The organism is Pseudoalteromonas sp. CO342X, from assembly GCF_004208915.1.
Taxonomy (GTDB): Bacteria; Pseudomonadota; Gammaproteobacteria; order Enterobacterales; family Alteromonadaceae; genus Pseudoalteromonas; species Pseudoalteromonas maricaloris.
The window spans coordinates 246758-259346 of record NZ_SGPH01000020.1 but is presented as its reverse complement, the minus strand read 5'-3'; the positions used below and the strand labels follow the sequence as shown (position 1 = coordinate 259346).

Annotated in this window: 9 protein-coding genes; 6 read left to right on the top strand and 3 right to left on the bottom strand. The window is 43.9% G+C overall.

The window, feature by feature from the left end; translation table 11 throughout:
• Positions 1-42 precede the first annotated feature (42 nt).
• Positions 43-2808 carry a two-component sensor histidine kinase BarA gene (gene barA, locus EXT47_RS11385; protein WP_130126608.1) on the bottom strand — a complete coding sequence of 922 codons (2766 nt, stop codon included), beginning with the start codon at positions 2806-2808 and terminating at the stop codon, positions 43-45.
• 78 nt (positions 2809-2886) lie between these two features.
• Here barA and rlmD point away from each other — a divergent pair, with 78 nt between their 5' ends.
• The 5 genes from rlmD (at position 2887) to eno (ending at position 10586) form a co-directional block, all read left to right on the top strand.
• Positions 2887-4206 carry a 23S rRNA (uracil(1939)-C(5))-methyltransferase RlmD gene (gene rlmD, locus EXT47_RS11380; protein WP_130126607.1) on the top strand — a complete coding sequence of 440 codons (1320 nt, stop codon included), beginning with the start codon at positions 2887-2889 and terminating at the stop codon, positions 4204-4206.
• A 91-nt stretch (positions 4207-4297) separates the two neighbouring features.
• On the top strand, positions 4298-6451 hold the full coding sequence (gene relA, locus EXT47_RS11375; RefSeq protein ID WP_010369348.1) for a GTP diphosphokinase: 2154 nt from the start codon (positions 4298-4300) through the stop codon (positions 6449-6451).
• Positions 6435-7259, top strand: coding sequence for a nucleoside triphosphate pyrophosphohydrolase (gene mazG / locus EXT47_RS11370; protein WP_130126606.1), 825 nt, complete (start codon positions 6435-6437; stop codon positions 7257-7259). The genes relA and mazG overlap by 17 nt, the downstream gene beginning before the upstream one ends.
• Before the next feature lie 157 nt (positions 7260-7416).
• Positions 7417-9051, top strand: coding sequence for a CTP synthase (locus EXT47_RS11365; protein ID WP_010369341.1), 1635 nt, complete (start codon positions 7417-7419; stop codon positions 9049-9051).
• 242 nt (positions 9052-9293) lie between these two features.
• Positions 9294-10586 (top strand): phosphopyruvate hydratase, encoded by a 1293-nt coding sequence (gene eno, locus EXT47_RS11355; RefSeq protein WP_130126604.1) that lies wholly within the window; start codon positions 9294-9296, stop codon positions 10584-10586.
• A gap of 57 nt (positions 10587-10643) precedes the next feature.
• On the opposite strand, the gene EXT47_RS11350 is transcribed toward eno, so the two are convergent.
• The gene (locus tag EXT47_RS11350; RefSeq protein WP_039492625.1) at positions 10644-10835 is read right to left on the bottom strand and encodes a hypothetical protein; all 192 of its coding nucleotides are present in this window, start codon (positions 10833-10835) and stop codon (positions 10644-10646) included.
• Between the two features lie 100 nt (positions 10836-10935).
• Positions 10936-11610, bottom strand: coding sequence for a DNA mismatch repair endonuclease MutH (mutH, locus tag EXT47_RS11345; protein WP_130126603.1), 675 nt, complete (start codon positions 11608-11610; stop codon positions 10936-10938).
• Positions 11611-12049: 439 nt separating this feature from the next.
• On the opposite strand from mutH, the gene rppH reads away from it, so the two are divergent.
• The gene (gene rppH / locus EXT47_RS11340; protein ID WP_010369331.1) at positions 12050-12574 is read left to right on the top strand and encodes an RNA pyrophosphohydrolase; all 525 of its coding nucleotides are present in this window, start codon (positions 12050-12052) and stop codon (positions 12572-12574) included.
• Positions 12575-12589 lie beyond the last annotated feature (15 nt).

The window sequence follows — 12589 nt, the reverse complement described above, 5'->3', positions numbered from 1 at the left end:
TTAGCATAGAAAGTAGCGAATAGAAGAGTGTGAACATAAAGATCAGCTGGATTGTGCGGGCTCGGAATCAGAAAGCAATAAAGTGAGTCCATCAACCAACTCAAATAGCTCAGGCTCGATATCACTGAGTGGTTTTTCTTGTTTTAACCCGGTTTCAATGGTTTCAGCCAATTTCTTCAGGGTTGGTACGCCTGTGTAACAACATGCCCCGTGAAACTTATGCACTACTTTGAGCAGCGTAGGGAGATCCTCTGCGTCTTGTGCAGACTCCAACTGCTGCAACGTTTCGGGCACGCTAGAAAGCAGCATGTTGAGCATCTCCAATGCTAAATCAGGTTTATTACCCGCTCGCTGTAATGCTAATCCCCAATCTAACATTTGGCTATTAAATGGCGGCACGCTGTGCTGATGACTCTCGATATTTTTTTGTCTCGCGACTGGTGAAGATGCGCTATGGTCGCAAATAATTTGCTTGAGCATATCTTCATCTATGGGTTTAGTCATATAGTTACTAAAACCATCTTTAAGCAATTGCTCTTTTTCGCCCGCAAGCGCATGTGCGGTGACGGCGATGATAGGGGTATCCTCATTTAAGGACGAATCTCTTATGCTTCTACAGGCGCTTATACCATCCATTATGGGCATTTGAATATCCATAAATATCAGGTCGTATTTCCTTGATTTACATAAACTGACTGCTTGAGCGCCATTATGTGCGGTATCTATTGCCTCTACCTGCTCATCTAACAAAGTACAGATCAACTTCAAGTTAGCATCGTTATCGTCTGCAACGAGCACTTTAAGTGGTAAACTGGTAGCTTCGATTTCATTGGCACTCATGTCTGGGTGGTCTAAACGATAAGGTGCTGCAAGCATTTCGCAGAGTTTTCTGTGATTAAGCGGTTTGCTTAAACAAGCGTCAGCACCACTGCCAATAAGCGCCTCACGCATATTATGAGACACGGTATTAACCATCAAATATAAGTAGTCTGCGGAGCCGCGAGCTTGCTTGATGTAACTCTTAACCGTCTGCATTTGATCGACGCTTGCCATAGAGCCGATTAGACAGATATCGTAATTAAAATCCTGCGCCAAGGCTGTATCAAACTCTTCTTCGGTGAGGCAGCGTGTTACTTGCATGTCCCATGCTTGTAGCTGAGCCATAACAGCATGATGAGTATGCTCTTGCGGTTCAAAGTAAAGCACGCGCTTATTTTCCAGCGGCTTACTTGGTAAGTCGTCGTTGTAGAGACGGTTTGGCAGGGCAAAGACGGCATTAAATGAGAAACAGGTACCATTTCCAGGTGCCGAGTTCAGAGTGATACGGCCATTCATCGCCTCAACAATGTGCTTAGTGATGATAAGACCTAGGCCGGTGCCGCCAAATTTACGGGTGATACTGGTATCGGCTTGAGCAAACGGCGTAAATAGCGCGTCTTGCTTATCCTGCGCAATACCGACCCCAGTATCGCTGACAGACACTAACAATGAGGATTGAGATTCATCCATCAAGCGATGGTTAATATCCACTTTGACTGAGCCTTTTTCCGTGAACTTGATGGCATTACTAATTAGATTGGTCAATACCTGTTTAAATCGCGTTGGGTCGCCAATTAAGTTGTCCGGCACCTGGCGATTAACAGAAATCGAAAACTCTAGCTGCTTGTCGTGGGCACTTGGTGCTAATAAGGTCATGACTTCATTAACTGCGTCGCGTAATTCAAACTGGATATTCTCCAGCTCCATAGCACCGGCTTCTAGTTTTGAGAAATCCAAGATGTCACTAATGATGGTAAGCAGGCTATTTGCGGATAGCTCTATGGTATCTAAATAATCTTTTTGGTGCTTATTTAATGGTGTTTTATAAAGTTGACGAGTAAAGCCAATGACCCCATTGAGCGGCGTTCTAAGTTCGTGACTCATCTTAGCCAAGAAATCCGATTTTACGCGGTTAGCGTCTTGTGCTTCTTTTTTGGCAATATTGAGCTGAATATTCTGCGTTTCATACTGCTCTAGGGTTTCGCGATAATCACTAGTTGCCTGATCAATGTGCTTTTGCATTTCGTCTTTTTGATTGGCCATCTTTCTGCCAATAACAATCAAGCCTTGGCGCAACAGCTCAAATTCACCCCGCATCGGCTCATTGATAGCGATGTCTTGTTTACCTTCGTTGAGTTTGTCTGTGGCTAAAATCAAACTGGCAATCGGCTTGGTCAGCATACGTGATAATCGCATGGCCAACATAACACTAAGTAAAAAGGAGAAAATAATAACAATAGCACTCAAGATCAGCGCGCGCTGCTGCGATATCAAGGCTTGGTCTTTACTGATCTCTACAACTAAAACCGCGAGCGTAGCTGGCTCAGCACTATGCCAATCGGTTTTTTTGGCTAAATGGTTTTTAACTGGTGAATAAAACACAAAGGTATTTTTTAGTGTAGTAACTTCGGTGGTTTGTAGCTTTTGCACTTCACCAAAATAATGTAATTTGTCGAATTCACTATGATAATTACTGGTAAGAATAAGCTGATTTTGGTTATCAAACAGCGCGATACTTTTTACCAGTGGTGCGTGTTTATTGTGTGCTTGGCTTAAAATGCGGTGTAAATGCGCTTTATCTTGTTTTTCTATTGGGTATTCTACTGACATAGCCAGAGAATCTGCAATGCGATTTCCCTGACTTATCAGAATTTCCTCAAGCTCTACGTAGCGATTTATAGTAAAATAACCACCAAGTAGCAAGCCAACCAAAAGGGTTGGCAAAAGAGTGAGTAGTAAAATACTGTCACGCAGGTTTAATTTTGTCATAGGGTCAAAAAAGTGCAGAGAAATCTGTAACTAAGATTATCTTTTACCGACGTGATAAGCAAACAAATGAGGAACCCAATGGCACAGATTTTTCGTGCTAAGAAAGCTGCTAAGCCGTCAAAGCAAATAGAATTAAACATAGAGTCAATGGATCATCAGGGGCGAGGTGTTGCTCGCCATGAAGGTAAGGTCTGTTTTGTGGCTGGTGCCTTGACTGGTGAGCGAGTGAGAGCACAGGTTGTACAGGCCAAGTCTAAACTGTTGGAAGCGAAGATGACCAAAGTACTTAATGCCTCTAAAGAGCGTGTTAAGCCGTTTTGCCCGCATTACCAGCAGTGTGGTGGCTGTAGCTTGCAGCATCAAAGTGTTGATGGTCAGCTCAATGAAAAGCAACATGCAGTTGAAAAACTTTTTGCGCGTTTTGCCAATATCAAACACTTACCTTGGCAAGCACCGATCACCTCTATGCCGCTTCATTATCGTCGTGCAGCTCGTTTGGCATGTATTTATGATAAACAAAGCAAAAGCATGAAGTTAGGCTTTAGAGCAAGTCAGTCGAAGCAGATTATCGAAATAGCGCAGTGTGATGTATTGGTGTCGCCTTTTGATCGTATTGTTAACACGCTAAGTGCGCTTGCACAGTCGCTAAGTGAGTTTAGGCTGATCAGTCATATTCAGCTTTGTCAGGCCGACAATCATAAGTATGTGTTGTGTCGTCATACAAAGCCACTGTCCGCTTTGACTCGCGAAACGTTACAAAACGAGCTGAAAAATTGTCAGGTCCTGTTTGACGATGGCGAGACGCCAGTTGTGTACTCTCAGTTGCCATTCTATCACCTTAATGAATTTGGCTTAACACTTGAGTTTAAATTGAACAACTTTATTCAAGTAAATCAATCTGTAAACGAAGCAATGCTGCGCCAAGCCACAGACTGGCTACAGCTGAGTAACGATGAAAGTGTGCTCGACCTTTTCTGTGGGGTGGGGAATTTCTCTTTGGTGCTCGCAAAACAAGCAAAAAATGTGATTGGTGTAGAAGGTGAAGCGCAATCGGTTGCAATGGCTCAGCAAAATGCGCAAACTAATCAAATCAGTAATGTTCAGTTTCACTGTTTTGATCTAACTCAGTCGATTACAGAAGCTGCTTGGTTCGACGCAAATCTGGATGTGTTGGTACTTGACCCGTCAAGGCCTGGTGCACTTGAGGTTCTACAACAATTACCGTTGACGCAGTTTACCCGTATTTTATACGTGTCATGTGATCCTGTGACACTGGCGCGCGATGCTTTGGTAATAGCACAGGCAGGCTTTGAATTAGAGAAGCTTGGCTTAATGAATATGTTTGTCCACACGGGACATATCGAAACCATGGCGCTGTTTAAAAAACAGTGTAAATAACCTGAGCTTTGAGGCCGTTATTGCCCGAGCATTAGGCTAGATAATTTACCCGAAATGAGGTGGGTAAGTAATTTTAAGGAGGTATCAAAACATGGTTGCTACTCGGCAGTCGCATCAAACCACTTTGCCACTAGAGTTTGATGCGCGACTCACTATCTTAAACTTGTCAGAGGATCAAAGGGACTGGCTGCAAAAGGCCTATGAACTTTGTCCCGCGGATGAGTCAACGGAACATCTCAATAATGCCATCGAAATGGTCGAGATCCTTGCAGACTTAAATTTTGATAGCGAATCTTTAGCAACTGCGTTTTTAACTCCTTATTTTGTTGCTGGAAAGTTGTCCCTTGAGCAAGTAGAGGAAGCGCTTGGCAAAAATATCTCTCTGCTTTTAAGAGGGGTGGAGAATATGGACACCATCAGCACTTTGGCACACCAAAGCTCGGGTAAGGTACAAGTCGATAATATCCGCCGTATGTTACTCGCTATGGTGGAAGATGTGCGTGCCGTGGTGATTAAGCTTGCTGAGCAAATCTGCCATTTACGTGCGGTTAAGAAAGCATCGGAAGAAGAAAGAGTCGTTGCTGCAAAAGCCGCAGCCAATATTTTTGCGCCACTTGCGAACCGTTTGGGGATTGGCCAATTAAAATGGGAGCTTGAAGATCTCTCTTTCCGTTATTTGCATCCGGATACGTATAAGTCTATTGCCAAGAAGCTTTCTGATAAACGCCTAGACCGCGAAGCTTATATGGAAAATATGGTTAATTCGGTGGCACAAAAACTTGCGGATGCAGGCATTAAAGCGCAGGTCTACGGTCGCCCTAAGCATATTTACAGCATTTATAAAAAAATGGCGCAGAAAAGCTATGAATTCGAACAGTTGTTCGACATTCGCGCGATGCGTGTGGTGGTAGATGAAATTCAAGATTGCTACGCCGCTTTGGGTATTGTGCACACCAGCTGGCGGCATTTAAACAAAGAGTTTGACGACTATATTGCTACGCCTAAGCAAAACGGCTATCAGTCTATCCACACCGTGGTATTTGGTCCTGAGGGCAAAACGGTAGAAATCCAAATTCGCACTGAGGCCATGCATCGAGATGCAGAGCTTGGGGTGGCGGCACATTGGATGTACAAAGAAGGTGCATTGCCGGGCAGAAACTCAGGATACGAGCAAAAAATTAGCTGGCTACGCAAACTGTTGCAATGGCAAGAAGAAGTGGTAGATGGCAGTGAAATAGCAGATGAGCTGAAGAATCAGGTTGTCGAAGACCGTGTTTATGTATTCACGCCCAAGGGCGATATCTTTGATTTGCCGCTAGGCTCGACGCCACTCGACTTCGCTTACTACATTCATTCTAATGTTGGACATCGCTGCATTGGTGCAAAAGTGTTTGGTAAAATAGTGCCTTTCACTTACACATTGCGCACAGGCGATCAGGTAGAAATTCTTACCCAGAAAAATGCTTCACCAAGTCGAGATTGGTTAAACCCGTCGCTGGGATATATTCATTCTTCAAGAGCGCGTAGTAAGATCCATCACTGGTTTAAGCAGCAAGATAGAGACAAAAATCTTCAAGCGGGTAAGGAAATTTTAGATAGTCATCTGCAAAAACTAGATATTACCTATAAAGATTTAGAACCTGCGATTGACCGCTTTAACTTTAAAGAGCTCGACGATTTAATGGTGGCGATTGGTGCCGGTGATATTCGTATCAACCAATTTCTGAACTACGTTCAAGATAAACCTGAGGATACACCTAAGCTAAAAATCTCCTCGCCAAAACACACTAAAGGCGACAAAAACGCCGTGGTCGTTGATGGGGTTGGCAGCTTGATGAGTCATATGGCGAAATGCTGTGAGCCGGTACCGGGCGATGAAATTGTGGGTTACATCACGCAAGGGCGAGGTATTGCTGTGCATCGCTCTGATTGTGAGTCGTTTGCTCATATTACGGATGTACATCCAGAGCGTGAGATTGCGGTCAGTTGGTCAGATGATGTTAAAGCGTCGTACGCCATTACATTAAAAATTGAAGCACACGACCGCCAAGGGCTGATCCGAGACATTAGCTCTGTGCTTGCCAATGAAAAAGTCAATGTGCTCAATATGAACGTACAAACACAAGACGATAAAAACGTAGCAGTATTTATGATGAAGGTAGAGGTGGATGACCTTTCTGCTATGCATCGCTTGCTGACTAAATTGATGCAAATCGAAGGTGTTTTTGATGCCAAACGACTCTAAGCCTTCTACAGCAACGGGGATAGAGCAGCTGCTAGAGATTATGTCGCAGCTGCGCGACCCAAGCACTGGATGCGACTGGGATAAAAAGCAAACCTTTAAAACCATTGTCCCTCATACGTTAGAAGAAGCACACGAAGTTGCCGATGCTATCGAGCAAGGCGACTTTGCTCACTTAAAAGAAGAGTTGGGGGACTTGCTGTTCCAAGTGATTTTTTACGCTCAGCTTGGAAAAGAGCAGGGGCTGTTTGATTTTGCTGACATAGTGCAAACTCTCAATGACAAATTAGTGAGACGTCACCCTCATGTATTTGAAAAGCAGGAAAGTTTAAGCGAAGCAGAGCTTGAGCAGCAATGGCACGCCATTAAACAGCAAGAAAGACATGCGCAAAAACAAGGGGCGTTCGCGGCGGATATTCCAAGCAGCTTGCCTGCATTATCAAAAGCCTACAAAATTCAAAAGCAAGCAGCCAAACTCGGATTTGACTGGCCAAGTTACCACGGCGCGTGGGATAAAGTACAAGAGGAAGTCGCAGAGGTGAGCGAGGCGCTGCAAGTTGATCCACTCTCTGAACATACGGCGGAAGAGGTGGGCGACTTGTTGTTTGCAACTGTAAATGTGAGCCGACATATAAAACGAGATCCGGAGCAGCTGCTACGTCAAGCCAACGAGAAATTTAGAAATCGCTTTGTGCAAGTCGAAGCCGTTTTGAATGAGTCCTCACTATCACTTAAAGATGCGAGCTTGGAGGAGATGGATGGTGCTTGGGAGACAGTGAAACGTCGTCAACGCAGTAAAAACAGAGACTGATTTTACGGTTTGTTCGTTACTTAAAACGACCTCCTGATAAAATATATTACCGTGCTAAGTCATTTTTAGCTGGAATGACTTAGGTGCTTTTGCTATACTATCGCCCCGTCTTGATTCTTATTTAAATTCCAATTTTCCTGAAATTTCTAGGGTTCGCATGAGTACAAAATTTATCTTCGTAACGGGCGGAGTAGTATCCTCCTTGGGTAAAGGTATTGCAGCTGCTTCTTTAGCCGCTATTTTAGAAGCACGTGGCTTGAAAGTAACGATTCTAAAGCTGGATCCTTACATCAATGTTGACCCTGGGACTATGAGCCCTATCCAACACGGTGAAGTATTCGTAACCGAAGACGGCGCGGAAACCGACCTTGATCTTGGTCACTACGAGCGTTTTATTCGCACTAAAATGACCAAGCGTAACAACTTTACACAAGGCCGTGTATTTGAAGACGTGTTGCGCAAAGAGCGTAGAGGTGAGTACTTAGGTGCCACTATTCAGGTTATTCCTCACATCACAAACGACATCAAGCGTCGCGTGCTTGAAGGCGCGGAAGGCCATGATGTTGCTATCGTAGAGATCGGTGGCACGGTTGGTGATATCGAGTCACAACCTTTCCTAGAAGCAATTCGTCAGCTAGGCACAGAGCTTGGTCGTGAGAGCGCTTTGTTTATGCATTTGACGCTAGTGCCTTTCTTAGGCCCTGCGGGCGAAGTGAAAACTAAGCCAACTCAACACTCTGTGAAAGAGCTTCGTTCAATCGGTATTCAACCTGATATTTTGATCTGTCGTTCAGATCGTAAACTACCAGCGAACGAGCGCGCTAAGATTGCACTATTCACTAACGTTGAAGAAAAAGCAGTTATCTCGCTACAAGACGTAGACAGTATTTATAAAATCCCTGCGCTATTGAAGTCGCAAGAGCTTGATAACATCATTTGTCGTCGTTTCTACCTTGAACGTCCAGAAGCGGACTTATCTGAGTGGGAACAGGTACTTTATCAAGAGTCAAATCCTACTGGTGAAGTGACAATTGGTATGGTTGGTAAATACATCGAATTACCGGACGCATATAAATCAGTTAACGAAGCATTGAAGCATGCTGGTTTGAAAAACCGGTTAACGGTGAATATTGAATATGTTGACTCTCAAGATATCGAGAGCAAAGGCACTGAGTTACTTGAGCACCTTGATGCTATCTTAGTACCAGGTGGCTTTGGTAACCGTGGCGTTGAAGGTAAGATCTTAGCTGCAAAGTATGCACGTGAAAACAAAGTACCATACCTAGGCATTTGTTTAGGGATGCAAGTTGCGTTAATCGAGTATGCGCGTAACGTTGCAGGTCTGACTGGTGCTAACTCAACTGAATTTGATCTTGAAAGCCCACACCCAGTAGTTGGTCTGATCACTGAGTGGTTAGATGCAGACGGTAAGATTGAAGTACGTGACCACGATTCTGATCTTGGTGGCACTATGCGTCTTGGCGCGCAGCTTTGCCACTTAAAAGAGGGCTCTAAGGTGCGTGAAGTATACGGTAATGCCGAAATCGTTGAGCGTCACCGCCACCGCTACGAAGTAAACAACAACTATGTTGCTGAGCTTGAAAAAGCGGGTCTGCAATTTACTGGTCTGTCAGAAGACAAGAAACTAGTTGAGATTATCGAGAATAAAGATCACCCTTGGTTTATCGCGGCTCAGTTTCACCCTGAGTTCACGTCAACGCCTCGTGATGGTCACCCATTATTTGAAGGCTTTGTTGCGGCGGCATACAGCCACCAAAAAGCATCTTCGTAATAAGAAAAAGCCGTGCTCTTGCACGGCTTTTTTGTTGCAGAAGGTTTTGCAATAGGCGCTAAGTGTAGTGTTTATCGCCAAACTTTTTCTTATCTGTCGGCGCGTCAATGTGATACGTGTAAATTCTTCACTTTGCGAAGCAACAGAGATAAGGCAAACTTTAAAGCGGGTTTATTGACCCTGAATTCGCCTGCGACAGAAGCAGTGCAACACACACCACTTTGGGAATAAGAGGAATCAAGATGTCAAAAATCGTTAGAGTGATTGGCCGTGAAGTTATGGACTCACGCGGTAACCCAACAGTAGAAGCGGACGTACACCTGGAGTCAGGTGCATGGGGCCGTGCATGTGCGCCATCAGGTGCATCTACGGGTACCCGTGAAGCACTAGAGCTACGTGACGGTGATAAGTCTCGTTACTTAGGTAAAGGTGTATTAACAGCGGTAAACTACGTAAATAACGAAATCGCGGCAGCACTTGAAGGTCAAAACGCGCTAGAACAACGTGCAATCGACCAAATTATGTTGGACTTAGACGGCACTGAAAACAAAGAAAAACTAGGTGCGAATGCCATCCTTGCGGTATCTCTAGCAACAGCAAAAGCAGCTGCACAAGACAAAGGCGTGGCGCTATACGAGCATATCGCAGACATCAACGGTACAGCAGGTCAGTACTCAATGCCAGTTCCGATGATGAACATTATCAATGGTGGTGAGCACGCGGATAACAACGTTGATATTCAAGAGTTTATGGTTCAGCCTGTTGGCGCAAAGAGCTTCCGTGAAGCACTACGTATGGGTGCTGAGATCTTCCATAGCTTGAAAAACGTACTTAAGTCTCGTGGCCTGAACACTGCTGTTGGTGATGAAGGTGGTTTTGCTCCAGACCTTAAATCAAATGAAGAAGCGCTAGAAGTGATTGTTGAAGCGGTTGCAGCAGCTGGCTACGAAATGAACAAAGACGTAACACTAGCACTTGACTGTGCAGCGTCTGAGTTTTATGTCGATGGCAAGTATGACCTAAAGGGTGAAGGTAAAACATTCGACTCGGAAGGTTTTGCAGACTTCTTGGCCGATCTTGCAGCACGTTATCCAATTGTATCAATCGAAGATGGCCTAGACGAAAGCGACTGGGCTGGCTGGAAAGTCCTAACAGATAAAATTGGCGATAAAGTTCAGCTAGTGGGTGATGATCTTTTTGTTACTAACACTAAGATCTTAAAGCGTGGTATTGAAGAAAGCATTGGTAACTCAATCTTGATTAAATTTAACCAGATTGGTTCACTGTCTGAAACGCTTGATGCCATCAAAATGGCGCAAGATGCTGGCTTTACTGCCGTTATTTCACACCGCTCTGGTGAGACCGAAGACGCTACCATTGCTGATTTAGCAGTGGCGACCGCTGCAGGTCAAATTAAGACAGGTTCACTTTGCCGTTCGGATCGTGTAGCTAAGTACAACCAATTGCTACGTATTGAAGAAGCGCTAGGTGAAAAAGCAGTATACAAAGGCCGTAGTGAAATCAAAGGTCAGTAATTAGCATTACTTGATGTATTGTAAAAACGCCAGTTTAGCTACTGGCGTTTTTTATTGCTAGCGGTCATCACCCCAAATCTCACAATTTGCTTGGCCATTTCTAAATGTCCAACAGACTCGAAGTGAATTACAAGCATCATCCATCGTTACAGGGCCATTACCTCCAGCAACAGCCGGCGTCATCTTAGTAGCAAGTGTTTTGTTCACACTAAGTTCTTTAATCGATTTTTTGTTGAACTTTAATTTCATTGTCGTCTCCTTCTATAAAAATATAAATGTTAACCAAATCTATACAAGATGTTGGTTGTGTTACATTTGTACTTTTTGTACAAAAAGTCAACAGGTGTTTTTAAGCACCAAATTCTTGCGCTAATATCGATTGAGTGAAATTGATTTTCAAATAAAAACCTCTTGGCAAAGTTTGCACTATTTTACCGTTCGGCCCTATGGCGTCAGTGAGCGCTTTGGCATTTGCTGCCTTTGGCCTTATCTGCATGACTTCGCCAAGGTGCCCTGAGATTTGCTCTACGTGACCTGTAGCGATTAACTCGATTTGTTCTTCCCAGTCTCTTCGTAACAACTGTTCTTGATGCGCGTCTGGCTGCCATAAGAAGCCGTGTCCAATAACCCTATCTATTAAAGGAATTTCTCGTTCGGCTAATATGGGTAGCCAAAGAACGTGAGCTAATTTCTTTTTAACACTCGACGCTTCCCACGTTAATCCTGTTAACTGAGTCAGCGGCACGACAGAAACATAGGTAGTCTCTAGCGGTTTGCCTTGATAGCTTATTGGCAAAGTCTTGAGTTCAACGCCAATATGCTCAAAATCAGGCACAGGCTTTGAGCCCGCGGTGGCACCTAAGGCTGCTTCTATGAGTTGTCCTACCCAGCCTTTTTCTTTGAGCAAGTCTTGTGGTGTTTTAAACGAGCGCTGCTGAGCAAGTTCACCCAATGTTAAACCGGCTATGTTTTCAACACGTTGCATAAGTTCGCCCACAGAGCGTGGTGGTGTAACTGGTGGCAAGCGATACTCCTGAGTCTATCCCTTAAAAACACGATTATAAAAGAAATCATGTGGTGAAGTAAGTTGGTTATTTTGCGCTCAACTTAAGTGCGGCTTGTTATTTCAACATATGGTTAAAGTAATAACTTTATTATCTATATGATAAATATGAAGTTATTTTTATTTTGCTACAGTCGGAGTGGCTTGAAAATCTTATGGCTTTGGATAAATACAAGACTATAAACATAATTATCCACAGAATATGTGGAAAACCTAGAGTTTGAAGTGTGTAATTGTGGATTTGTTCGTAATTTGAACTGAAAAATACTTAGTTATGCACAAGTTGTGGGTAACTTGAGAGTATGCTGAGATAATTTAGGTATAGAATGGAATTAAATTTGCCGTGACGCGGGAGTTGTGGAACAATCATTAAAAATCGACTTATAAATGAGGCACTAAGGTGATTGATGCCGAAGGGTTTCGTGCCAATGTCGGAATAGTGATTTGTAATAATCAGGGGCAGGTTTTTTGGGCCCGTCGTTACGGACAACACTCTTGGCAATTTCCTCAAGGCGGAATAGATCAAGGGGAAACACCTGAGCAAACGATGTATCGTGAACTTCATGAAGAAGTTGGACTTAGGCCAGAAGATGTTGAAATAGTAGCAAGTTCTAAACATTGGTTACGTTACAAACTACCAAAAAGGTTAATTAGACGAGATTCAAGCCCAGTTTGTATCGGGCAAAAGCAGAAATGGTTTTTATTGAAACTTAGGTGTAAAGATGAAGACGTAGACTTATTACGTACGCATCACCCTGAGTTTGATGATTGGCGCTGGGTTAGCTATTGGTATCCAGTACGTCAAGTTGTATCGTTTAAGCGTGATGTCTATCGTCGAGTGATGAAGGAATTCGCTCCGTTTGCGATGCCATTTGGTAAACGTGAACAGCAAGGGCAGAAGGATTTCTGGCGCACAAAACGATAAAAATAGGAGCAGCAG

Bases quoted from the DNA above. Each gene is read 5' to 3' on its own strand.
- barA (WP_130126608.1), bottom strand. From the start codon at position 2,808: ATGACAAAATTAAACCTGCGTGACAGTATTTTACTACTCACTCTTTTG.
- rlmD (WP_130126607.1), top strand. From the start codon at position 2,887: ATGGCACAGATTTTTCGTGCTAAGAAAGCTGCTAAGCCGTCAAAGCAA.
- relA (WP_010369348.1), top strand. From the start codon at position 4,298: ATGGTTGCTACTCGGCAGTCGCATCAAACCACTTTGCCACTAGAGTTT.
- mazG (WP_130126606.1), top strand. From the start codon at position 6,435: ATGCCAAACGACTCTAAGCCTTCTACAGCAACGGGGATAGAGCAGCTG.
- EXT47_RS11365 (WP_010369341.1), top strand. From the start codon at position 7,417: ATGAGTACAAAATTTATCTTCGTAACGGGCGGAGTAGTATCCTCCTTG.
- eno (WP_130126604.1), top strand. From the start codon at position 9,294: ATGTCAAAAATCGTTAGAGTGATTGGCCGTGAAGTTATGGACTCACGC.
- EXT47_RS11350 (WP_039492625.1), bottom strand. From the start codon at position 10,835: ATGAAATTAAAGTTCAACAAAAAATCGATTAAAGAACTTAGTGTGAAC.